We start from the raw sequence: 21781 nt of genomic DNA, 5'->3' as shown, positions 1-21781 counted from the left end.
GTCAGTGGCGGTGAATATAAACCGGCCGCGTCACCACGATCGGCTGGCGCCCCATCATCGCATCGCTTTCCGCCTGCCATGCGCGTCGCTCGGCGCGGCGGTCGAGTTCGATATCGAGCAGGCAGCGCGCCATGGCATCGGTCCCGGGACGGAACCCAAAGCGCGCGCAGGACTGCTGATCCGCCGCCCGCCGCTCCTCCGGTGTGATGGTCTGGCAGGAAGTGAGTGCCGTTCCGATGACGGCCAGTGTGGCGAGAAGGGCAAGACGCATGACGGGCTCCAGATGATGGCTGCGGCACCCAGATGTCGCTTTCGCGGATCCCAACTCGGCACCAAACCTATAACGACGCAATGCTCCAGACATGTCAAAGCCTGTCACCAGTGGAGGTTGGATTGGCCCGGCACTCGTGTGACCGAATGAAGAAGGCAGGCATTGTTGCATGGGCGATCATCGCCGCCCTGTTTGCGTTCTATCTGATAACCAGCGTTCAATTTCCTTTTGTGCAGGCTTGGTGGCACGCTGCATATGACGATCCGCACGACCTCTTCTCCAAACGCCACCGCATGGCCGACTGGCTCGTGGTGACAGGCGCATTGGAAGGCTTGAGCCGTGGCGAGGTCCTGGCGAAACTCGGACAGCCACCACCCACAGCCAAGTTCACGGACTATGATCTCGTCTATCACCTCGGCGATGAACGCGGCTTCTTGTCCATAGACTCCGAATGGCTCGTGATGCGCCTGTCTCAATCTGGGAACGTGACGGAAAGCCAGGTGATCCGCGACTAATAATCTGCAAGGATTCCATTCCCCGCCGCGCTGTTCTACAGATGGAACGAGACTTTGCATGGAGCCGCTTTCACACAATGACCGTCCGCTTTGTCCGGCCCGTTTCCCGCGCCGCCTATTTCGGGCGCAGGCTCGGCTTCGGCGCTTTTCTTCTATTCGTGGTTTCAGCCGTCGCGCATCGGTTCGGGCCGCTGAACGAGCCGGATTTCGTGGCACTTGTTCTGTGTTCCGCAACCATTGCCGCGGCATCGGTGCCGCTGTCGCTGCTGGGTCTCGCGCGGCTCTGGAGTGTCGGTGCAAGAGGAGGCGTTGCTGCTGCACACGGGCTGGTGTTTGCAGCCGTCCCGCTTGCCGTCGTGGTGATGGGAACCGTGTCCTATCTCACGCTGCCGCCGCTTTACGACATCTCCACCGATATCGCCGATCCGCCTGCCTTCGTCTTCGAACCAACAGCCGACCAGCGCTTCCTGCCGCAGCGCCCGCCGATGGTCACGCCCACTGAGCGCCGCGCGCAGTTTGCCGCCTATCCGCGCCTCACCGGACGACGTTACGAAGGGGCTGTCGACCGCGTCTACGAAGGCGTCCAGAAGGCGCTGCGGTCCGCCCGGATCGGCATCGTCAAGACAGAGGGGCTGGAGCTGGTGGAGCCCGACATCCTCACCCGTGCAGCGCCCCGCGACGAGCAGGCGCCGGTGCCGGATGTGGCGCCGGTGCCGCTGCGCCGGCCTGAACTCACGCTCGAGCCGACGACCGGCACCGCCGGCGATGTGCTGCTTCAGGGCGAGACCCGCACGCTGGTGCTCGGCCTGCGCTTCGATATCGTGATCCGGTTGCGTGAAGATGCCGAGACGACATCCGTGGATCTGCGCGTCGTCTCGCGCTTCGGCCCGCATGATCTCGGCCTCGGAGCTCAAATCGCACAGGATTTCCTCGACCGTCTCGATACCGAACTGCTCGGCATCACCGGCGGCTGAGCGTTTTCAGGCGAGCGTATAGACGCCGGAAAGGGAAGGCGGCCCGCCGGTTTCCACCTGTCCCTTGCCGATCAGGTCTTCCAGATGCGCCAGCACCGAAAGGGCGGCCGCACCATGCAGACGCGGATCCGTGCGCGCATAGATCGCCGTCACCATATCCGGGATCAACCGGTCGCCGGCGCGGATCCGCTCCAGCACCGCACGCTCGCGCATCCGCCGGTGCGTCCGCAGGCCGCGCAGAAAAGAGGCGGGCTCCGTCACCGGTCCGCCGTGCCCTGGAAAGAAGATCCGGTCTTCGTCCCCGCGCGCCAGAAGCTTTTCGACCGACGCCATGAAATCCGCCATGGATCCATCCGGCGGCGCAACGATCGTCGTCGCCCAGGCCATCACGTGGTCGGCAGAAAACAGGATGCCGGAATTTTCCAGCGCGAAGGCGCAGTGGTTGGCGGTATGGCCGGGTGTATGGAGGACGGTCAGCGCCCACCCGTCACCCTCGATCCTCTCACCATCACCGGCCGCGATATCGGGCACGAAATCGGTATCAGCGCTTTCAGCGAGCGGATTGATCTCGCCCGCGTGCAGGGAACGGGACGCCCGGTGCGGCCCCTGCGCCACCGTCAACGCGCCGGTCGCCGCCTTCAGCCGCCGTGCCAGCGGCGAGTGGTCGCGATGCGTGTGACTGACAAAGATATGGCTGACACGCCGCCCCTCAAGCGCCGCCATCAACGCTTGAAAATGCGCCTCGTCCTCCGGCCCCGGATCGATCACGGCCACCGACGATGTGCCGACGATATAGCTGTTGGTGCCATGAAAGGTAAACGGCGAGGGATTGTTCACCGTCAACCGCTGCACACCCGTCGCGATCGTCACGGGCACGCCGTAGGAGGGCGAAAAGGTCAGATCGAAATCAAGGTCTTCCGGCATGCTCAAAAACTGTCCTGCCGCCAAGGGCGCTTGTTGTCATCTCCGCGAGGTTTAACACCCGATCAACGCCCGTAAACCCGAAACCCCGCGTTTATTCGTGACAATCCCGAATTTTGCCGTTGAGAGCGCGCCAAAGCTTTGCTAGAGCAAGGCCACTTCCGGTCCGGGCCAGCAATGATTTGCCCCCGACCTGTTGGGGCGTCGCCAAGCGGTAAGGCTCCGGTTTTTGGTACCGGCATCCCAGGTTCGAATCCTGGCGCCCCAGCCATGCATCACGTTTCGTGCAAACCCTCCAACAAAAGACCGAGAAGCGCCTGAGCCCGTATGGTCCTCAGATCCTGTGGTCTCCCGTGTTTTCCATAACTGACGACGTAGTTTATTTTAGACGAATGTAATTCTTTTGAAACCCTTGAGAGTTGCATATGCGAACAGGAAGAAATTGGTTCTTGTGTCGCATTAATGAGTTCATTCAATACAATCTCTCAAAGCCTTATCGATGTTTGGCTGCGGTCGAGCGAGATGGCAGACCCGGAAAGCGTGTATTCTAGCTTCGTCTCCAGCCTCTCCATCAAGATGGCGCTGTCCGTTGTCGCAACGGGAGACGAAGACCCGTATGACTGGCGGTTTCGGCGGGTGAGGGACTTCGGGTTCAAGAGCCATTTGCTTGGTCAATTGAGGCTGCAATTTCCCGATGCCAACCTTCGGGATCTCGATCGAGGCTTCGTCGATGAGGCCATCATCCCAACCTATTCCCGCTGTCTGCAGGTCGGGCGCCCGACGCTTGAGCTTGTCAGAACGAAGGTTCTCGGGGTCAGGATCGGCTACGAGCGACTGCTGCTTCCTCAAAAGTGCGAGGGAAGGCCGAACTGGTGTATCAGTCTGGTCGAAGGGCGGTTCTTTATTCCGCCGTCGAAAGAAGCAAAGACCGACATGACGGATGACAACATCATCCAGCTGCTGATCGAGGGGCAGACGACCAAGGAAATCGCCGAAGACCTTCACCTCTCGCCAAGGACGATCGAGCATCGCATCGACAAGCTGAAGGGTCGGTTCGAAGCCAAGAACCTTGTGCACTTGGTGGCAAAGCTCGTCGCCACGCAGATTGGTCATAGGGAAAGAGAGAACCCCTAGAGCGTTTCCTGGCAAGATTGAAGCATTCTGTTGGCTCGAACGATTGCAGATGGTTGCCCGGTCGGCGCCCGTCGTAGCCACATCCGACGGTCAAGTCGGCCGGGCGCTCAGGCCTCCCGATCCAGCCAACCCGATGGGCCGGGCAGCCTTTCGCCAGGATCAAAGCCGATCGGCTTTGACGTACCCAGAGATATGCCCTTCGCCTTGCCTGTCCGAAATCCTGCGCCGGCAGGATGATTTACTCTCGCTGGGAAACGCTCTCGGTTACCGGTTTACAACCCGATTGATGGCAGCTCTTTCCCGGAGAGCCTCAAGCGACAATCCGGTACTTGTCGATGCGACATTGTAGAGGGCAGTGGAGATATTCTTGGTCTGGAAGGCCAGACCATTTTCGCCGAGCCGGTGATTGAAGCCGAGAAAATTGCCATTGCGGTCGAGGAGTACGTGGAGGCCGAAGAACATCTGGTCGAAGTCCTGGCTTCGCGGCTTGTAAAGATCTGTGCCGCCTGCGGACGTGTTGATCTCGCCGTCGAAATTCGCGATGAACATCTGCGTGACGGCGATGGCGTTGGGGCCGTGCTCGGTCACGACTTCCCCGAACTTGCAGGCTCCAAGATGCGGGACAGACTGCAGAATCGACGCACGAATTGCCTTGCGCATCCGGTGCCCTGTCGGAAGCGAAGAGGCGAAGAGGTGATTGGCATCGTCGCCGAGGATCGACAGGTTCTCCTTCGTGACAGCGATGACTTCTGAAAGAACCATGTCTGCGGCGAGCCGTCGAAACTTTTTGGCTGAGGTTGCCATCGGTTCCGGCTCGCCCGCTTCGCCATGAAACCAGCGTGTGTATTTCGCTGATGGGAGCGCAGCATCGCTAGAACTTGAGGCGGACAACGCCGTGCGCGAGATTTTCTTTACGTCGTCACCGAAACGGTCCCCGTACTGGAGCTCGGCTACACTCATGATGCCCTCTCTTCTTGCGTTGATGAAGAAGATATGAGTGCAGCCTTAAGAGGTTGCTCCCAGACGCTCCGTAGTTTCCCCCTCAATTGATGCAGGTCAACTTTCGCTTCGGAGCGCTTGCAGCATTTTGGAAAGGCGGTTCTTCGCGGCAATGGCAATGGCAATGGCAATGGCAATGGCAATGGCAATGGCAATGGCATTCGGTGTGCGGATAAGAATGGGTGCAGTGACACCGTGGTGCGCGGCTGCTGGAAGCGGGAGCGCTCCCACGCCCCGCGATGTTCTCGACTGGCACATAGGCGCAGCGGCCTTGATGTCTTAACCAAATTCCTTAGCCTTGCTTTAACCGCCGAAGCCTAGCGTCTGGAAACGGTTGAGGTGGTTAACTGAGACCGTAAAACCGCACCGATCCTAAATTTGGCGAGGGTAGGTGGCTGTCCACTTGTTGTTGAAGGCGCAGTGTGCTTTCAAGGGGCGTCCTTGCGCGACACCGGCCTTGCGTCGTGTCGGCCATCGACTTCGGAATCTGGAGTAGTTGATTTGTTGCGAATGACTGCAGTCGTGTTCTGCGTGGCTTTGACGGGATGTCAGGCCGTTCCGGGGCAGGGGCCTTTGGCGTCGGCAATCACGACCGAGGGCGGTCAGTCCGCAGCCGAGTTGAATCGTCCGAATGCCGAGGTCTTTGACGTTGTCGACGTGGACAGCCGTTCCGCACGCCTTATCTCCGATTATGTCTCGACCGCGTTGAAGCGTCGATTTGGATTTGGCGGCGGCGGCGGCCGTGCCGTGATCGGCATCGGCGACCAGTTGCGCGTGACGATCTTCGAGGCCGGTGCAGATGGCCTGTTCTCGACACGCGAGTCGAAGCAGACCCCTATCGAGCTGGTCGTCCAGCCGGATGGCAAGGCCGCGATCCCTTATGTCGGCCAGGTGCGGTTCGCAGGCAAGACGCTTGAGGAAGCTCGCCAGTCCATTCTCACGGCGCTCCAGAGCAAGGCAGTCGAGCCGGATGTCATCGTGACAAGCGCAGACACGCCTTCACGCTCTGTGACGGTATCAGGCGCGGTGGCGAAGTCGTCGCAGACCCCGATCGGCCTCAGTGGCGACCATATCACCGATGTCATCGCCAAGGCCGGCGGCGCAACGGCACAGCCCTATGAAACATATGTCACGCTTGTGCGCGGCAAGCGCACTGGCACGGTGCTTCTTAAATCGATCATCGACAATCCGAACGAGAACATTTTCGTCCAGCCGGGCGACCAAATCTTCCTGTCGCATGATTCGCGCACCTTCACGCTTCTGGGCGCGATCAAGGGCAACAGTCGCAAGGAATTCGGCGCGAACGACCTGAACCTTCTTGAAGCAGTTGCGATGGGCGGCGGCGGCGACGACGCGTCGGTCAATGGCAGCGGTTACTTCCTGTTCCGCTACGAGGAACAGGAAGTCGTTCAGAGCCTGCTCGGTCCTGCACGCCTCGATGCCATGTTGCGCAAGGGAATGAAGCTCAACAGAGACGGACGTTACCCGATCGTCTACAGGTTCGACATGAGCAAGCCCGACAGCCTGATCGTCGGCCAGACGTTCCCGGTCAAGAACCGCGACGTCATCTACGCGGCACGCCATTTCTCGGTCGACTTCACGAAGTTCCTGCGCATCATCGGCGCGCCGATCAGCACGGCGTATCAGGGCCAGCGCTTGCTGGAGGACTTGTAGCCCGCAGCCGCCGGAGCCCTCCCAAGGGATTTCGACGGTATCTTCAAGGGCCACTGCGACGGCGGAGCGCTGTTGCTTCATAGAGTTACGCCTAGGGCAGTGCCTGGCCCGTAAAGGGCTGCTGCGAGCCCGTATTCCCCATCACTACCTCTGCCAAACGCCTCGTAAGTTGTGCGCTGCCTGATCGCAGACCGTGCGATCTGCGGCCTGCAGAGAAGCCGGTCGGCAGATGGTTACGATTGAGAGCTCTCCGCGGTGCCATGACGAAAAATGCCGCCTTCCAAGGGAAGACGGCATCGATGATTGGCGTCGCGGCTTCAGCCGTATTTAGGAGATAGGCGAGGCCTAGTTCCTGTCGCGGATGTTGTAATACCCCATCACCACCACGCCCCACAGAAGCAAGCTGCCGATCAGAACCAGGAATGAGTTCAGTACGCGGGACGGATACTGCGCCATTTCCGAGAGGCTTGGACGAATGAAGACGGCCAAGTAGCGCTGCTTCGCGTTTGCATCGAGCCGCGCCTTCTCGAGGCTGGCGAGCGATGACGTGTAGGCACGTTCAGCAAATTCGCTACTGGTCTGCAGTGTCTCATACTTCTGGATACGACCGGCAACATCCGAGCCCGTAGCACTGCGGCCCTGCTTTCCGGCCGCGGTACCGCTACCGAAACGCTGCCGTTCCCGGTTAAGCTGGGATTCGAGGCTGGTGATCTGCGACCGCAGCACTCGGACGCGCGGCGTGTTTTCGCTCAACTGTGTCAATGCTGTGGACAGGTCCGTGCGCAACTGGACGAGTTGCTGTTCAAGCGAGCCGATCAACTGCGCAGCAAGCTTTGCACCTTCGACCGGATCAGCTTCCTGGGACGAATCACGATAGTCGCGCAGGGCTTCTCTGGCGCCGGCAAGCCTGTTTTCCGCCGTGCTAACTTCCTCCTGCGCCACTTTCAGGACTTCGGTACGGCCGTAAAGGGAAAGCTCGTTCACGAGCTTCTCGCTCTGGGTGATCACGAAATTGGCAATCTGCTGCGAATCCTCGGCCGAGAACGCCTTAACCTGAAGGTTCATGATACCGGATGTATGATCGAGATTGACGCTGATCATATTGCGCCAGTAGTCGAGCTTGTCCTCGATCGGCGCATCCTTCGAAATGCCGTAGAAAAAGTCAGATCCCCGTGGCGCAAAGATCTTGTCTATTCCGAACGCCTCGTCGATGGCCTGCACCATGCGCTCGCTCAGGATGAAGTCGAGCAGAACGTAGGAGTCCGAGATGGTGCTGCCGCTCGATGCCTGTCCGAATATGCCCATCAGGTCGGAAGCTTGGGCCGACTCGATGCTGCGCACAGAAAATGACGATGAACTGTGATATTGGTCTGCCGCGACGAACGCCATGTAGAGCGAGCTCAAGGCCGTAGGGACAGCTACCGCTAGAACAAAGCTGGCGCCGATCACGAAATGTCTTGTTTTCAGCAGGCGCGTCTTGCCGACAGCGGCACTCGTCGAGACCACATCTGAACTCGGCTCGGGTGCAACGACTTCCGGCTCCGGTGGCGGGACAGGGGTAGCAGGAGCTTTGAACGGGCGTTCCAGCAGTCCCTGAAGGAGAACAAGGTTCTTTGGCACCGGTCGCGGCTGGCGCAGCTCGGGTTCGATCCTGTTGTCGGATGCACCGGCGATCTTCTGTTGCGCGTTGTCCAACGTCAATGCCTCTTCATATTGTTTTCGTGCACCGTGATGGCGTCTTCAAGTTTATCATAATACGTCAGCTTGCCGTCTTCCAGCACGATTCCAGTCTCGCAGTAATCACGAAGCGTGCCAGCACTATGGGAAACCATGATAACATCCGAAGCGCTTAAACGCTCCTTGAATGTTTCCTTCGATTTCCGTTTAAAATTCGTATCTCCAACCGCAGTTATCTCGTCGACGAGATAATAATCGAATTTGACGCCCATGCTGACGCCGAACGCGAGGCGGGCTTTCATGCCCGATGAATACGTGCGCACCGGCGCCTGGAAAAAGGAGCCGAGCTCGGCGAATTCTGCGACATAGGCCACCAGTTCTTCCGTATCGACCCCGTAGATCCTCGCAACGAAGCGGACATTCTGTTCGCCGGAAAGATTGCCCTGGAAGCTGCCCGCGAACCCAAGCGGCCACGAAATTTTCCCCTGCCGGGTGACCTTGCCAGAGTCGAGATCCAGCGTCCCGGCGATGATCTGCAGCAGGGTCGATTTTCCGGCGCCGTTGCGGCCGAGCAGTCCCACGCTCTTGCCACGCGGGATCACGATGCTCGCATTGTCTATGATCGTCTTCGAAACGCCCTTCATCCGGACACGTTTCGTGGCCTTGTCCAGCTTTATCATCGTGCTCTCAACACGCCTCTCGAAATGGTGAATATCGCCATGCCTGCGAACAGCAAGACGGTCGTGACGCGGAGGAGATAGTCCAGATCGAAGCCTATCGCCCGATATTCTGGATAGAGTCCGGTCCGAAACAGCATGACAAGATGTGCAATCGGGTTGATCAGAATGGCATCACGCGCCACGGGTGGCAGTGAATCCGGTAGGTAAAAAATCCCTGAGATCAGGAACAGCGGCCGGCTGACGATGCCGAAAATCTTGTCGTACAGTGGAAATCGCTGGAACAGCACATTGTTGGCGAGCGCGAGCCCGAGCGCGATGAGGCTGCCGAGGCTAATCGCTGTCAGGATCGGTGACAACCGGATCGTCGGCGTCGTTTTCAGCTGCATGATCAGCGGTGCAATGATGCAAATTGCAACGACGCAGGTCGTGCAGAACTGCAACGAGAAGCGGGCCGCGATCGTGTCGATCGGAGCAACATTTGGATAGCTCAGCAACGGCCGGTTGGCATTGACGGCGCTGTTCAGATAGCCAGCCATTGCCGAATAAAACTGGAAACAGACAAAGCCGCTGGCAAAGAAAAGCGGAAAACTGGTTCCCAGTGCAGGCTTGTGCGCGATCGCCATGAAGATCAGCGACATGAACGCGATATAGGCGATAGGCTCAAGCAGCGCCCACAGGTATCCGCCCGGGTTCTTTCCGAACCGGGTCGACATCTCTCGGATGACGAGAGCTGTCACGACGCGCAAGTGGGACGTAAAGTAGTACAAACGACCTCGTGATTTGCTCGCGGGTTGAAACTGGACTTGCCACGCCGCCGCAGGGCATGTTCTTGCACCTAAAATATGTCATTTGAAGGGAATACGCCAGTGGTTCGAATCATGCCGATTGAAAGGCGTGCCAGCGATCCCTGTTGACCTAGTGACCTCCACCAACCATTCCCGTAGACCTTACCCATCGCACCAACACCAACACACCCAACGAAGGAACCCAATCGAGGATGATTGCCGCTGGAGTGCCGGGTCTTGACGGACGACACGTGTTTGCGGTGCATATCCGCCGCTGGAAGCGGGGGATGCTGGAGGCCTATTTTCCGCATTCGAGCTTTCAGTATCTGCCGCTTTACCTGAGCGATCTCACGTTTGTTCGAGACTGGCAGGACTTAATCCTCGCAACACCCGGCGCGACCCTGCTGGTCTGGAGCCGGAATGTCTCGGATGCCATCTTGGAATTCGCGCATTCCAACCATATCCAGGTCGTGTTTCTGGAAGACGGGTTTATCCGCTCGCTGGTCGGCAATGCCAGCAAGAGCCTGCCGTTCTCGCTCACACTTGATAGCCGCACGCCCTATTTCGACAGCCGCCAGCCCTCCGATCTCGAAGATATCCTGAACAGCTATGATTTCGATGCCGACCCTGATCTGATGGAGCGGGCAAGGGCCGGCATCGATCTTCTGCTCCGGTCCGGCCTCAGCAAATACAATGCCGCTGCCCGACAAGGCGCAGGAGCAGATCTCCTGGCGGCAAGGGCTGTACCGGCCGATGCTGTGGTGCAGGCGCAACGTCGCATCCTTGTTATCGGCCAGGTGGAGGACGACGCGTCGATCCGCTTCGGTTGCGATCGTCCGTTTACCAACAACGACCTCGTGCGGTTGGCAGCCAAGGAAAACCCGGATGCCGAAATCCTTTACAAGCCGCATCCCGATGTTCTGAACGGTGTCCGGGCGCAGCGGTCCGATCCGTCCGACGTCACCGATCTCGCAACAATTGTCTCCGCGCCGGTGTCGCTCCCGGAGCTTCTCGCGCGCGCCGATCATGTCTACGCCATCACGTCGCTCGCAGGTTTCGAAGCGCTGCTGCGGGGCCTTCCCGTGACGCTGGCCGGATGTCCGTTCTATGCCGGGTGGGGCCTGACCGACGATCGGCAGCCGAACCCGCGGCGGGGCCGCAGGCTTACTATCGAACAGCTGTTCGCCGCGGCCTATCTTCTCTATCCGCGCTATTTCAATCCGGTCGATGGAACCCAGATCGATTTCGAAACCTGTCTGGCGCTGGCGCTCCAGTGGCGCGAAAAGGGCATGCCGGAAACTCAAATCAGGGAAGTACCGATGCCGGCGCGGCCGGGCTTCGCGATGAGGGGGGCCTATGGCCTGTTCGGCTGGCGGCATCTGCTGACCGTGCCGATTGCTTGGCTAATTGCTAAGGCGGGGTCAGAGCAGGATGCGCGCGATTTCCGCCGGAACCCGATCCTGTTCTTCCACGAGCTATCCAATCCGTGGCTGAGACGCCTCGGACGGATCCTCTATCCCCTCGATGGGGAGAGCCGTTGAGCGGGCATCGCCGAGTGACGGCGATGCCCGTTCCATTTACTTCTTCGGCAGCAGCAGTTCTTCGCAATAGCTTGGGCCAGTGGAGCCGGGACGATCTGCGGTGATGGTGATGTCACGGATCGTGTAGCTTTCGGAAACGGTGACCTTGGCCGAGCAGCTGACGCTCACCGATTTGCCGTTTGCAAGCTTGATGCGGGTATAGCCGCCGCGCCAGTTGTAGATCGTCGAGCTGCCGCTATCGACATCGCTCAAGGGTGGGCTGAACTTGGCGAAGAACTCGCCAGCCGAACGGCCGGTCCAGTAGGTGTTGATCGGGCTGCTGGCAACGCTGACAGTGGTGCATGCAGAAAGCGCTACCGCGAGAACGGCGGTCAAGGGGAACAGGCGGCGGCTCATAATCTTCAACAAATCCTCTTGCATGTGGTGATCGCCCCAGACAATGCCTGCCAGGCAGGCCTTTTGAGATGGGCAAAGCTTTGATCTCGCACTAACAGATTTCCGCTGCCTGTCGCGACATCATCTTTCCAAACAGCTCTCAATTTTCATCCGAGCCGCTTTTTTGCAACGCCTTGTTCTCGAGGTGTTTGAAGCGGTGATCAGGCCTGCACGAGACCTCATATTTTTTCAAAGCACACGCTTGTGCAACGGAAAATGCCGGTTTATAGAGGCGCCACTGGTCACGGAGTGTAGCGCAGCCTGGTAGCGCACGTCGTTCGGGACGACGGGGTCGGAGGTTCAAATCCTCTCACTCCGACCAGTTTGACCCTTGTCCCGCGAGGCTCCTTCCCGAAAAATCTCACTTCACAAGAGCGCGTTTCATCCACGCCCATCCAGCATCCCCGCCACAATCTCCGCCGACCTCTCCGCACCATCCAGAGAAAACGGCAGTTCCCGAAAGCCCGTGACCTCGCTCGCCTTTTGGATGGCCTCTGCCAGTGGTTGGCCGGTCAGCGATGCCTCGTCCACCACTTGCGCAAGTCCGAGCGCTTTGAGCTTTTCGGCGCGCACAGTCTGCTCAGTCTCGCCGCCGGTCGCGAACGGGATGAGGACTGGCCGGCAGGTGGTGCGGAACAGGTCGCAGACGGTGTTGTAGCCGGCCTGCGAGACAGAGATTTGGGCATTTGCCAGAAGCGACGGGAAGTCGGGGCGGAAACGGATGACCGTCACGCGGGAGCCGGCCTCTGCCGAAATACGGTCGAAATCCTCCGCGGGAAGATTGGGCCCGGTGATGACGCACCAGCTGCGGCCGTCGTTGAGAATGCGCTCGGCTTCCAGGGCCGCGCCGATCAGCCCCGCACCGACGGCGCCGCCGCCGGCGGATACCAGCACGGCGAACCGGTCGGGCGAGGGGGTGGGCGTGTTGGGTGCGACGAGGCCGGTATAATGGATCTTGCCCGCAAATTCCGACGCCCTGCGAAACGTCTCCTCAAGCTTCACGAAGCCCGCATCGCCATGCACCAGCACGCCGTCGAAATGATCGCGCATCAGGGCAATCGTCTCGTCGTCGCGGCCGGATTTGCGGTTCTCCTGCAGAATGTCGCGCACGGAGGCGAGAAGCAGCGGCTTTGGCTCGGCAGACCTGATCGCGTCCAGCAGCGGCAGAAGTTCGAACCGCATCTGCCGGCGACCGAAGGGAAAGGCCTCGGTGATAACCACATCAGGCTTCAGGTCGTGAAAGAGATCGAGCAGCAGGCCGGTGCGATGGGCCTGGAAAGCCTCGTCCACTGGCTCGCCGGTCGTGGCATCGCTAAGCGATGAAAATCCGCTATTGGAGGCGACCACCGGCGGCAGCTGCACATGCGCCATGCCTGCAGGCGGAAAGCCTTTCACCGGCGTGCCACCCGTCACCAGCGTCACGTCGAACCCGGCGCTCTGCAGTGCCGTGGCAACGCGGCTTGCCCGAACGATATGGCCGATACCCAGCAGGTGCTGCACATAGAACAGGACGCGCCGGCCCTTGCCGATCGAGGTACCGTTGTTCATCGGTGGGTCTCCAGGCTTGCAAAGCTCTTGGTGAACAGCCGCTTGAGGTCGGCAATGCTGGTATGGTGGTCGAAGTCGTGGCGCACCTTCGCCTCGGCGGCCTGACCCAGGCGCTGGCGAAGGTCAGGTTCGCGGATCGCTTTTTCGAGCGCTGCCGCCAGCGCCACCGGATCTTCCGGCGCAACCAGCAGTCCGTTTTCCCCATCGACGAAAAGTTCGGTAATGCCTGAAATATTGGTCGCCACCACGGCAAGGTTCTGGCTTGCGGCTTCCACCATCACGTTGGGCAGGCCGTCGCGATCGCCATCGGCGGTAATCCGGCAGGCGAGCGAGAAAAGGTCGCTGTCGCGGTAATGCTCCAGCACCTCGCGCTGGTCCAGCGCACCCTTCCAGGTAATGCGGGATGCGATCGAAAGGTCTTCGGCCAGTGCCTTGAGGGGCACAAGCTCATCGCCGCCGCCGATATGGGTAAAGCGCCAGGCGAGCTCCTTGGGCAGCAGCGCCAGCGCCCTCAGAAGCGTATCATAGCCCTTCTTCTTCACCGCCCGGCCGACGCTGACGATCCTCACCGGATCATCCGGGTCGCGCCCGTCGCGGGCAGGGCGGGTACCTGCGAAATGCGGGAACCGGTCGAGATCCAGGCCGTGATAGCTCAGATGCACGTTGTCGCGCGCGGAAAGGCTCTGCAGCCGCTCATGGCCCGCTTTGGTGCAGGTCACCGTCCAATCGGCCTCGTCAAGCTTGTCGGAGAGATCCCAGGGCTCTGAAGTCCATATATCCTTGGCATGTGCCGAAACGGTAAAGGGAATGCCGCTCATGCGGCTTGCGTAGCGGGCAACGGCTGCCGGCGTGTGAATGAAATGCACATGCAGCCAGCCGGCATCATCAGGCCATTCCGCCACCAGAACAGCAGCCTGGCCGAACCGCCGGAAACGGTTGCGCGACAAATCCCGCGGCAGGTCGCGCAGGAACGCCTTGAGCGCCGAGCCGAAACCGGGCAGCGTCACGACCTTCCTGAGCGCCTTAGCCACCCGCACCGGTTCCTCATGCAGGTATTCCGGCAGGTAGCTGACCGGCGCCTTGATCTCGTCATGCACGGGATGCCGCTTCTTGTCGGTCGGGCGGCGCATGGCCACCAGCTTCAGGATAAAGCCTGCCCGTTCCAGCCCCAGCAGTTCCTGGGCGATAAACGTTTCCGAGAGCCGCGGATAACCTTTCAGCAGCACGACGATGGTCTTGTTGGTCATGTCAAAGCAGTTCCAGCAGAAATGCGCAGCGCTTTTACATCCGGGCGATCTTGCATCCGGGGCTGCGTCCGGTCAGGAGAGGGCGTGTTAGCCTTGCGCAATCGCAAGGTGGCGTCCCTTGTTCTTCATCCAGCCTTCGACAATCTCGCCGATATGCGGCAGGCCTTCCATCTGCAGGCCGGGCGCCGTCACCGAGGGCGGGTCGCGCTTCCACAGCGCCTTGATCGCGGCTGCAAATTTCGTGGCATCGGCACTGTCGTCGGCAGACAGCATGTCGACGAGACCGAGCTCCGCGCCGCGTGTTGCACGGATCAGCTGTTCCTCGCGCGGCTGCGTGCGCGGCACGATCAGCGCCGGCTTGTCGAATGACAGGATCTCGCAATAGGTGTTGTAGCCGCCCATGGCGATTACCGCCTTGGCGCCGGCGATCCGGTCTTCCATGCGGTTGTCGAACTCGATCACCTCAAGGCGCGGATCGTCCTTGCAGGCTTCGGTAAAGACGGCGCGCTGCTCGGCCGGCATGTAGGGCCCAAGCACGATCACCGTCTTGTAGGTCAGCGCCGGATCGGCCTGATAGGCTGCAATCACGTCGCGCACCAGGTCTGCGCCATCGCCGCCGCCACCGGTCGTCACCAGCAGGTAATCTTCGTCCGCATCGGTTTCCGGCACGGCACCGGACGTTACCTTACGCTGCAGGAAGCCGACGAAATGCATCTTCTTGCGCACGGATGCCGGCGCATCCAGCCCTTCGAGCGGATCGTGGAATTCCGGCGGGCCGTAGACCCACACGTCGTCATAGAGCTGGCCGATCTTGCGCAGCGTATCGTGACGCTCCCATTCGGCCTTGAGCAGATGCGGCGCGTCCATCACGTCGCGAAGGCCGAGCACCAGACGTGTGCCCTTGGTCTTCAGATAGACCAGCGTGTCCTCCACTTCGCCGCGAAGGCCAAGCGGCTCCTTGTCGACGATGAAGATGTCGGGCTCGAAGCTTTCGGCGGTATGGCGAATGCTGGAATGGCGCATCTTCAGCGTCTCGGCCAGATCGATATGCTGGTCCATCGACGTGTAATCGCCATTGTGCAGCTTGATCACGCTGGGGATCTTCACGAAATCCACCCGGGCGCGATAATCGAAGGCACCGGCAATCGTCGCGCCGGAAATGATCAGCACCTGCACGCCGCGGTAATTCTCCACCAGCGAATGAGCGATGGTGCGGCACCGCCGCAGGTGACCGAGCCCGAACGTGTCATGGCTGTACATGAGAATGCGGGCATTATTCAAATGTCGCGGCATGCCCGAAACTCCTACCGGCAACGAAGTGGCTGACAAAGCGGCTTGAAGCAGCAGTCACTATTTATATGGATCTGCCGCATCTCTAAGACCATCACCGAGGAAATTGAAGGCAAGTATGACGAATATCACTGGCACGACCGGCAGCAGCAGCCAAGGATAAAGTGCGATAGCGCTGACGCTTCGCGCTTCTGTGAGAAGAACGCCCCAGCTTGTGATCGGCGGGCGAAGCCCGAGGCCGAGGAAGCTCAGCGTCGTCTCGCCAAGGATCATGCCCGGGATTGTCAGCGTCGCGCTGGCAATCAGGTGAGACATGAAACCGGGGATGAGGTGCCGCCCGATGATGCGGGTACTTCCAGCGCCCATCAGCTGTGCGGCAAGCACGTAGTCCTCTTCGCGCAACGACAGCAGTTTCGAGCGCACCGCGCGCGCAAGCCCTGTCCAGTCGAGCAGACCGAGGATGAAGGTGATGCCGAGATAGATGACGAGCGGGCTCCAGTCGGCCGGCATGACGGCGGCAAGCGCAAGCCATAGCGGAATGCTGGGGATCGATTGCAGCACCTCGATGATGCGCTGCGTGACCGTGTCGAACCAGCCGCCCCAATAGCCGGCGATGCCGCCGATAACGATACCGAGGATAAAGCTTGTGGCGACGCCAAGCAGGCCGATCGTCAGCGAAATCCGTGCGCCGTAGAGAATGCGCGACAGCATGTCGCGGCCGAGCCGGTCGGTGCCGAGCAGGTGGAACTGGCCGCCTTCTGCGGGGCAGACCAGATGCGTGCTCATCTCGACCACGCCCCAGAACCGGTAGGGATCGCCCTGGCAGAGGAAGCGCAGCTTCTGCACATCGGCCGTGTCGTCGGAATAGTTCCGCCGCAGCGTCGTCATGTCCAAATCCATCTTCTGGCCATAGACGAACGGACCGACGAAGTTGCCCTCGTGGAACAGATGCACCGATTGCGGCGGCGCGTAGATGAAGTCGATATTGCGGGTATGCACCTTGTAGGGCGCCAGGAACTCGACGACCACGATCATCAGATAGGCGATGAGGAGAAGGATGCCGGAAATCAGCGCCAGCCGATGCCGCTTGAAGCGCCACCACATCAGCTGCAGCTGCGATGCCTCGTGAACCTTCAGCGCGCCGCCATCGGCATCGCGCTCGATCTCGTAAGGGTCGAACGCCCCCTCGCGGACGTAATGCGGCAGCTTGCCCGCGTCGCTGCTGTCGATCACCGTCATTTGGTTCTCCCGCCGCGAAGCCTGATGCGCGGGTCGAACATCGCAAGCGCAATGTCTGAAATCAGCACGCCGATAACAGTAAGGAAGCTGAGGAACATCAGGAACGAGCCGGCAAGATACATGTCCTGGCTCTGAAGGGCGCGGATCAGCATCGGGCCGGTGGTCTCGAGCGAAAGCACCACCGCGGTGATTTCAGCCCCTGAAATGATCGAGGGGAGAATCGAGCCGATATCGGAGATGAAGAAGTTGAGCGACATCCGCAGCGGATACTTGGTCAGAACCTTGAACGGATGCAGGCCCTTGGCACGCGCCGTCATCACATACTGCTTGTGCAGTTCATCCAGAAGATTGGCCCGCAGCCGCCGCACCATGCCGGCCGTCCCGGCAGTACCGATGATCAGCACCGGGATCCAGATATGCTCGAGGATCGACTTGAACTTCGCCCAGCTCATCGATTCCGACATGTACTGCGCGTCCATCAGATGGCCGATCGACGTGCCGAAATAGATGTTGGCGAGATACATGAGAACGAGGGCCAGCACGAAATTGGGAACGGCAAGACCGATCAGGCCAAGAAGCGTCAGCCCGTAATCACCCCAGCTATACTGGTGGGTGGCCGAATAGACGCCGATCGGGAAGGCGAGAACCCAGGTGATGATGATGGTCAGGGTGGAAACGAGGATCGTCAGCCACACCCGGTCACCGACCACATCCGTGACAGGCATGCGGTATTCGAACGAATAACCGAAATCGCCGGTCATCATGCTGGCCACCCAGTTGAGGTAGCGGATCGGCTCAGGCTGATCGAAACCGTAACGGGCACGCAGGTCTTCGATCTCCTGAAGATCGGCCTTTTCGCCCATCGCCTTCAGCTGTTCGACATAGCTTTCGAAGTAGTCACCCGGCGGCAGCTCGATGATCGTGAAGATCAGCATCGAGATCAGCACCAGCGTCGGGATCATCACGAGGATGCGCCAGATAATGTAGCGGAACATCAGGCAGTTTCCTCGTCATACCAGAATGCATCCGGCAGATAGACGCCGAGATAGGATGTGGGGTCGAAACCGTAGAGCGCCTTCGACGGCACGTTTTGCAGCTTGGACGATTGCACGACGGGCTGCAGCGTGGCGTTGACAATGCCGATCGTAAAGACCTGGTCGGTAAACAGCGCCAGCATCTTGTGCCAGACATCCGTCCGCTGATCGAAGCCTTCCGCCTTGCGCCATTCACTGTAAAGGTCCAGCAGCGCCTTTGCCTCGGGAAGATCAGGCGCCTTGCCGTCGCTGCCGCCGGAAAGCGCATGCAGTCCCCAGATCGACCATTGCAACTGGTCATCGCTGGTCGGTGCCAGTTCCTTCGGCGCCATGTCGGCAGTTGGTACGCCATTGTCGAGGCCGCCGCCGACCGACATGATCGCATCGCCGCCCTTCACCCGCCGGCGCAGAAGCTCACGCTGGGCCACATGCGGGTAGATCTTGATGCCGACCTGCAGCAGCTGATCGCCGATCAGTTCCAAGGCATCGGTCTCGAACGTGCTTTCGCCGGTGATCTCGATGATGATCTTTGCCAGCCTGCCATCGGGCAGGCGGCGCAGGCCCTCACTATCATCCATGGCAAGACCGATCTCGTCGAGCAGCCGGTTCGCCTGATCAGGATCAAAAGCCGCCCAGGCCTTCTGGTATTCCGGCTTGAACAGCGGGCTGTCTGGCAGGATCGAATTGGCGCTCTCGGTCGCTAGACCATAGAACACCGCCTTGTTGATCTCGCCGCGATTGATCGCAAGAGACATCGCACGCCGGAAGCGCACGTCGCGGAAGAGGTTGCGCCAGCCTTCATCCTTGCAGTTGAGGTTGGGAAACAGCGCCATGCGCGATCCTTGCGTCCGCTTCCACAGATCCACCTTCAACGGGTAGCGCTGCTCGGCATTCTTCAGGAACGTGTAATCGGCAAAATCGAGGTTGGTCACCTGCAGGTCGCTCTCGCCGGTGCCGGTCTTGGCGGCGATCAGGTCCGCGGAAGACACGTCCAGCATCACCTTGTCGATATAGGGAAGCTGCAAGCCGTTTTCGTCGACGCGGTAGTAATAGGGGTTGCGCTCGAACACGAAGCGCTCGGCCGGCGGCGCCGTGCGGTTGCGCCAGGCATCCAGCGTCGGCAGGTTCGGGTTTTCCGGCCGCACCACGCGCGACATCTTCTGGTGCAGCGCCGCCCAGTCGTCCACGCGTTCGCGGGCGATATGCTGTGCCAGCAGCTCCTTCGTCTGGTAGCGCATATGGAACTGCTTCATGTAGGCAGCGGGGAACATCAGCCGGATCGGCGAAGGCGAGGCCTGGTCGGCGAGGAAATCCGGATTGGGATCGTCCCAGCTGTAGCGCACGGTGCGCGCATCGATCACCTCGAACCGGGGCGGCTTGCCGTTGATCATCAACCCAGCCGGCGGTCCGCCTTTGGCGAGCTTCTTTTCGTGAAAAACGTCATCCCAGACATAGCGGAAATCATCGGCCGTGAACGGGCTCCCGTCCGACCATTTATGGCCTTCGCGTAAGCGGAAGGTGAAGACGCGGTCGTTCTCGACCTCGTAGGCTTCCAGAATATCGGCTTCCAGCTTCAGGTCGGAATTATATCCCACCAGCCGGGCGTAACAGTTGATCGGCATGAAGCGGATGTCGCGCTGGCCGCCGATCAGCATCCGCATCGAACCGCCGTAACGTCCGGGCTTGAGCCCGCGCTCTGCAAGGTTGAGGACGCGCGGCGTCTTCGGCAGACGCTCCTCGATGGGAGGCAGCGGCGTCTCGGTCGGGATCTGCGCCAGATAGTCGGACTGGCTAAAGGCCGCAAACACCCGCGCCGGGATTGCGGTTGCACCCGCGACCGAGCCCAACAGGGCCAGCATATGCCGTCTGGAAATCGTCATCCTGCCACAAGCTCCCGCGCATCGACATTGGTGCGGGCAAGAACCAGATGCCCGCCGCCGAGATCCACATGGGTCAGCTGGTCGCTATCCTTCTCGTCGAGGAACTGCTTGCCCCAGATCTTCATGGCCGATGCCGTCGGCGTGCCGATCGTCTCGAAATCCAGTTTGTGGTCGAGGCTCGGCAGAGGCACGGCGGCCAGCAGTTTCTTCGTATAGGGATGAACAGGTGCCCGCATGATCGTTTCGCAGGGGCCGATCTCCACGATCCGCCCCGCATACATCACCGCCACCCGGTCTGCCATGTAGTTCACGACAGCCAGATTGTGCGAGATGAACAGATAGGTCAGCCCGAGTTCGGACTTCAGGTCCTTCATCAGGTTCAGCACCTGCGCCTGGATCGACACGTCGAGCGCCGAAACCGGTTCGTCGCAGATCACCAGATCCGGCCCGAGAGCAAGCGCCCGCGCGATCCCAATGCGCTGGCGCTGGCCACCGGAAAACGAATGCGGATAGCGCATCAGCGCGCTTTCGGGCATGCCCACCGCATGGATCAGCCGGCGCACCGCTTCCTGCCGCTTGGCGAGCGGGCCGCGGTCATGGATGTCGAGCGGTTCGCGAATGATGCTGCGAACCGGCATGCGCGGCGAAAGTGATGAGACCGGATCCTGGAACACCATCTGCAGCCGAGTGCGCAGATCGTCCAGCACTTCGCCTTCGCAGTTGAGCACGTCGACCGGACCGTTTTCACCGTTATAGACGACACTGCCATGATCGACCGACAGCCCGCGCATCAGGATCTTGCTGAGCGTGGTCTTGCCGCAGCCGCTTTCGCCCACGAGCCCGAGCGTCTCGCCGCGGCGGATCTCGAAGCTCACATCATTGACTGCCACCGTCCGCTCGGGCTTTGCCCCGAAACCGAAGCCTGCACCCTTCTTGGTGACGAAGCTCTTGGTGACGTGGTTGACCGACAGCAGTATCTCGGGGAGGACCTTCTCGCTCTTGCGCCGTCCCATCAGGCCAACCGTATCCACCTTGATTTCGCGCAGCGGCTTCAGGCGCTCCTCGCGTGGCCTGTCGAAATCCGGCACCGCTGCCATCAGCCCCTTCGTATAGGGATGCTGCGGATTGCGGAAAATGTCCGAGGCCGAGCCAGCCTCCATGACCTCGCCGCGATAGACCACCACCACTTCATCGGCCATCGAGGCGACGACACCGAGATCGTGGGTGATCAGAAGCATTGCCATGCCGAGTTTGGCCTGCAGCTCCTGCAGCAGCTTGAGGATCTGCGCCTGGATCGTCACGTCGAGCGCCGTCGTCGGCTCGTCGGCGATCAGAAGCGCCGGGCGACAGACCAGAGCCATCGCGATCATCGCACGCTGGCGCATGCCGCCGGAAAGCTCGAACGGATACATGTCGAACACGCGGGCAGGATTGTCGAAACCGACGAGAGACAACGTCTCCTCACTCGCCTCGCGCCGCTCCGCAGGCGACATCGCCGTATGGATTTTCAGGCTTTCCTCGATCTGGTTGCCGACCGTGTGGATCGGCGAGAACGAGGTCATCGGTTCCTGAAAGATCATGCCGATGCGGCTGCCGCGGATCGCGCGGATCTGCCGCCCGTCGCGGGGCAGCGCAATCAGATCGACGGACTGGCCGGTCGCTGGATCGTCGAACACCGCGCGCCCGGAAATCTTGGCGACGTCGGTCTCGATCCCCATGATCGCGCGGCCGAGAGCCGACTTGCCGGAACCGCTTTCGCCCACCAGTGCCGTGACCTGGCCCGGGCGTATCCGCATGCTGAGATTCCGGACCGCCTGGATCGCGCCGCCCCAGACCGGGAACGACACGTTCAATCCTTCGATGCGGAGAACTTCCTTCGGTGGGTTCATCAATGAAGTCCGGCTCCCGGAGAATGGAGCAGAGAGGTAAGATTGATC

The 21781-nt window shown here is 60.4% G+C and carries 19 protein-coding genes and 2 tRNA genes; 7 read left to right on the top strand and 14 right to left on the bottom strand.

Annotated features, from left to right (window positions below):
- Position 1: 1 nt before the first annotated feature.
- Positions 2 to 271: a hypothetical protein gene (locus tag ACQY1J_RS16550; RefSeq protein WP_430250352.1), complete on the bottom strand. Its 270-nt coding sequence runs from the start codon at positions 269 to 271 to the stop codon at positions 2 to 4.
- 146 nt (positions 272 to 417) lie between these two features.
- Here ACQY1J_RS16550 and ACQY1J_RS16545 point away from each other — a divergent pair, with 146 nt between their 5' ends.
- Both ACQY1J_RS16545 and ACQY1J_RS16540 read left to right on the top strand, forming a co-directional pair.
- Positions 418 to 786, top strand: coding sequence for a hypothetical protein (locus ACQY1J_RS16545; protein ID WP_430250351.1), 369 nt, complete (start codon positions 418 to 420; stop codon positions 784 to 786).
- Between the two features lie 77 nt (positions 787 to 863).
- Positions 864 to 1760 (top strand): DUF1499 domain-containing protein, encoded by an 897-nt coding sequence (locus ACQY1J_RS16540; protein WP_430250350.1) that lies wholly within the window; start codon positions 864 to 866, stop codon positions 1758 to 1760.
- 6 nt (positions 1761 to 1766) lie between these two features.
- Here the strand turns inward: ACQY1J_RS16540 and ACQY1J_RS16535 are convergent, their stop codons facing one another.
- Positions 1767 to 2684, bottom strand: coding sequence for an MBL fold metallo-hydrolase (locus tag ACQY1J_RS16535; RefSeq protein ID WP_430250349.1), 918 nt, complete (start codon positions 2682 to 2684; stop codon positions 1767 to 1769).
- 194 nt (positions 2685 to 2878) lie between these two features.
- Here ACQY1J_RS16535 and ACQY1J_RS16530 point away from each other — a divergent pair.
- Both ACQY1J_RS16530 and ACQY1J_RS16525 read left to right on the top strand, forming a co-directional pair.
- Positions 2879 to 2952: transfer RNA gene (locus tag ACQY1J_RS16530), tRNA-Gln, on the top strand.
- A 251-nt stretch (positions 2953 to 3203) separates the two neighbouring features.
- On the top strand, positions 3204 to 3815 hold the full coding sequence (locus tag ACQY1J_RS16525; RefSeq protein WP_162759497.1) for a helix-turn-helix domain-containing protein: 612 nt from the start codon (positions 3204 to 3206) through the stop codon (positions 3813 to 3815).
- 264 nt (positions 3816 to 4079) lie between these two features.
- Here ACQY1J_RS16525 and ACQY1J_RS16520 read toward each other — a convergent pair whose 3' ends face one another.
- Positions 4080 to 4619: a DUF6656 family protein gene (locus ACQY1J_RS16520; RefSeq protein WP_062453579.1), complete on the bottom strand. Its 540-nt coding sequence runs from the start codon at positions 4617 to 4619 to the stop codon at positions 4080 to 4082.
- Positions 4620 to 5315: 696 nt separating this feature from the next.
- On the opposite strand from ACQY1J_RS16520, the gene ACQY1J_RS16515 reads away from it, so the two are divergent.
- Positions 5316 to 6488 (top strand): polysaccharide biosynthesis/export family protein, encoded by a 1173-nt coding sequence (locus tag ACQY1J_RS16515; protein ID WP_162759496.1) that lies wholly within the window; start codon positions 5316 to 5318, stop codon positions 6486 to 6488.
- A gap of 345 nt (positions 6489 to 6833) precedes the next feature.
- Here ACQY1J_RS16515 and ACQY1J_RS16510 read toward each other — a convergent pair whose 3' ends face one another.
- From ACQY1J_RS16510 to ACQY1J_RS16500, 3 genes are read right to left on the bottom strand one after another with little or no spacing between them, the layout of a single operon-like run.
- Positions 6834 to 8183, bottom strand: a complete 1350-nt coding sequence (locus ACQY1J_RS16510; protein WP_092661522.1) for an RkpR, polysaccharide export protein — start codon at positions 8181 to 8183, stop codon at positions 6834 to 6836.
- 2 nt (positions 8184 to 8185) lie between these two features.
- Complete coding sequence (locus ACQY1J_RS16505; RefSeq protein ID WP_092661524.1) at positions 8186 to 8845, bottom strand: ABC transporter ATP-binding protein; 660 nt, start codon at positions 8843 to 8845, stop codon at positions 8186 to 8188.
- A complete protein-coding gene (locus ACQY1J_RS16500) occupies positions 8842 to 9612 on the bottom strand; it encodes an ABC transporter permease (protein ID WP_092661526.1) in 771 nt (256 codons plus the stop codon). The genes ACQY1J_RS16505 and ACQY1J_RS16500 overlap by 4 nt, the downstream gene beginning before the upstream one ends.
- A gap of 230 nt (positions 9613 to 9842) precedes the next feature.
- Here ACQY1J_RS16500 and ACQY1J_RS16495 point away from each other — a divergent pair, with 230 nt between their 5' ends.
- Positions 9843 to 11171 carry a capsular polysaccharide biosynthesis protein gene (locus tag ACQY1J_RS16495; protein ID WP_430250348.1) on the top strand — a complete coding sequence of 443 codons (1329 nt, stop codon included), beginning with the start codon at positions 9843 to 9845 and terminating at the stop codon, positions 11169 to 11171.
- A 36-nt stretch (positions 11172 to 11207) separates the two neighbouring features.
- Here ACQY1J_RS16495 and ACQY1J_RS16490 read toward each other — a convergent pair whose 3' ends face one another.
- Positions 11208 to 11567 (bottom strand): hypothetical protein, encoded by a 360-nt coding sequence (locus ACQY1J_RS16490; RefSeq protein ID WP_062453565.1) that lies wholly within the window; start codon positions 11565 to 11567, stop codon positions 11208 to 11210.
- 284 nt (positions 11568 to 11851) lie between these two features.
- On the opposite strand from ACQY1J_RS16490, the gene ACQY1J_RS16485 reads away from it, so the two are divergent.
- Positions 11852 to 11928: transfer RNA gene (locus ACQY1J_RS16485), tRNA-Pro, on the top strand.
- 59 nt (positions 11929 to 11987) lie between these two features.
- Here the strand turns inward: ACQY1J_RS16485 and ACQY1J_RS16480 are convergent.
- From ACQY1J_RS16480 to ACQY1J_RS16450, 7 genes are all read right to left on the bottom strand, one after another.
- Positions 11988 to 13154, bottom strand: a complete 1167-nt coding sequence (locus ACQY1J_RS16480; RefSeq protein WP_430250347.1) for a glycosyltransferase family protein — start codon at positions 13152 to 13154, stop codon at positions 11988 to 11990.
- A complete protein-coding gene (locus ACQY1J_RS16475) occupies positions 13151 to 14401 on the bottom strand; it encodes a glycosyltransferase (RefSeq protein ID WP_430250346.1) in 1251 nt (416 codons plus the stop codon). The genes ACQY1J_RS16480 and ACQY1J_RS16475 overlap by 4 nt, the downstream gene beginning before the upstream one ends.
- An 87-nt stretch (positions 14402 to 14488) precedes the next feature.
- Positions 14489 to 15694, bottom strand: a complete 1206-nt coding sequence (locus tag ACQY1J_RS16470) for a glycosyltransferase family protein (protein WP_174195793.1) — start codon at positions 15692 to 15694, stop codon at positions 14489 to 14491.
- Positions 15695 to 15751: 57 nt separating this feature from the next.
- Positions 15752 to 16930 (bottom strand): ABC transporter permease, encoded by a 1179-nt coding sequence (locus ACQY1J_RS16465; RefSeq protein WP_113109646.1) that lies wholly within the window; start codon positions 16928 to 16930, stop codon positions 15752 to 15754.
- The gene (locus ACQY1J_RS16460) at positions 16927 to 17925 is read right to left on the bottom strand and encodes an ABC transporter permease (protein ID WP_430250345.1); all 999 of its coding nucleotides are present in this window, start codon (positions 17923 to 17925) and stop codon (positions 16927 to 16929) included. Before ACQY1J_RS16460 ends, ACQY1J_RS16465 begins: the two co-directional genes overlap by 4 nt.
- On the bottom strand, positions 17925 to 19844 hold the full coding sequence (locus tag ACQY1J_RS16455) for an ABC transporter substrate-binding protein (protein ID WP_430250344.1): 1920 nt from the start codon (positions 19842 to 19844) through the stop codon (positions 17925 to 17927). Before ACQY1J_RS16455 ends, ACQY1J_RS16460 begins: the two co-directional genes overlap by 1 nt.
- Entirely contained in the window at positions 19841 to 21733 is a 1893-nt protein-coding gene (locus tag ACQY1J_RS16450; RefSeq protein WP_092661536.1) for an ABC transporter ATP-binding protein, read from the bottom strand. Before ACQY1J_RS16450 ends, ACQY1J_RS16455 begins: the two co-directional genes overlap by 4 nt.
- Positions 21734 to 21781 lie beyond the last annotated feature (48 nt).

Origin of the sequence: Neorhizobium sp. DAR64860/K0K1 (assembly GCF_050500205.1) — a bacterium.
In the GTDB taxonomy this organism is placed as follows: Bacteria; Pseudomonadota; Alphaproteobacteria; order Rhizobiales; family Rhizobiaceae; genus Neorhizobium; species Neorhizobium soli.
This window is presented reverse-complemented; position numbering and strand designations above follow the sequence as displayed.

Bases quoted from the DNA above. Each gene is read 5' to 3' on its own strand.
- ACQY1J_RS16550 (WP_430250352.1), bottom strand. From the start codon at position 271: ATGCGTCTTGCCCTTCTCGCCACACTGGCCGTCATCGGAACGGCACTC.
- ACQY1J_RS16545 (WP_430250351.1), top strand. From the start codon at position 418: ATGAAGAAGGCAGGCATTGTTGCATGGGCGATCATCGCCGCCCTGTTT.
- ACQY1J_RS16540 (WP_430250350.1), top strand. From the start codon at position 864: ATGACCGTCCGCTTTGTCCGGCCCGTTTCCCGCGCCGCCTATTTCGGG.
- ACQY1J_RS16535 (WP_430250349.1), bottom strand. From the start codon at position 2,684: ATGCCGGAAGACCTTGATTTCGATCTGACCTTTTCGCCCTCCTACGGC.
- ACQY1J_RS16525 (WP_162759497.1), top strand. From the start codon at position 3,204: ATGGCAGACCCGGAAAGCGTGTATTCTAGCTTCGTCTCCAGCCTCTCC.
- ACQY1J_RS16520 (WP_062453579.1), bottom strand. From the start codon at position 4,619: ATGGCAACCTCAGCCAAAAAGTTTCGACGGCTCGCCGCAGACATGGTT.
- ACQY1J_RS16505 (WP_092661524.1), bottom strand. From the start codon at position 8,845: ATGATAAAGCTGGACAAGGCCACGAAACGTGTCCGGATGAAGGGCGTT.
- ACQY1J_RS16495 (WP_430250348.1), top strand. From the start codon at position 9,843: ATGATTGCCGCTGGAGTGCCGGGTCTTGACGGACGACACGTGTTTGCG.
- ACQY1J_RS16490 (WP_062453565.1), bottom strand. From the start codon at position 11,567: ATGAGCCGCCGCCTGTTCCCCTTGACCGCCGTTCTCGCGGTAGCGCTT.
- ACQY1J_RS16480 (WP_430250347.1), bottom strand. From the start codon at position 13,154: ATGAACAACGGTACCTCGATCGGCAAGGGCCGGCGCGTCCTGTTCTAT.
- ACQY1J_RS16475 (WP_430250346.1), bottom strand. From the start codon at position 14,401: ATGACCAACAAGACCATCGTCGTGCTGCTGAAAGGTTATCCGCGGCTC.
- ACQY1J_RS16470 (WP_174195793.1), bottom strand. From the start codon at position 15,694: ATGCCGCGACATTTGAATAATGCCCGCATTCTCATGTACAGCCATGAC.
- ACQY1J_RS16465 (WP_113109646.1), bottom strand. From the start codon at position 16,930: ATGACGGTGATCGACAGCAGCGACGCGGGCAAGCTGCCGCATTACGTC.
- ACQY1J_RS16460 (WP_430250345.1), bottom strand. From the start codon at position 17,925: ATGTTCCGCTACATTATCTGGCGCATCCTCGTGATGATCCCGACGCTG.
- ACQY1J_RS16455 (WP_430250344.1), bottom strand. From the start codon at position 19,844: ATGACGATTTCCAGACGGCATATGCTGGCCCTGTTGGGCTCGGTCGCG.
- ACQY1J_RS16450 (WP_092661536.1), bottom strand. From the start codon at position 21,733: ATGAACCCACCGAAGGAAGTTCTCCGCATCGAAGGATTGAACGTGTCG.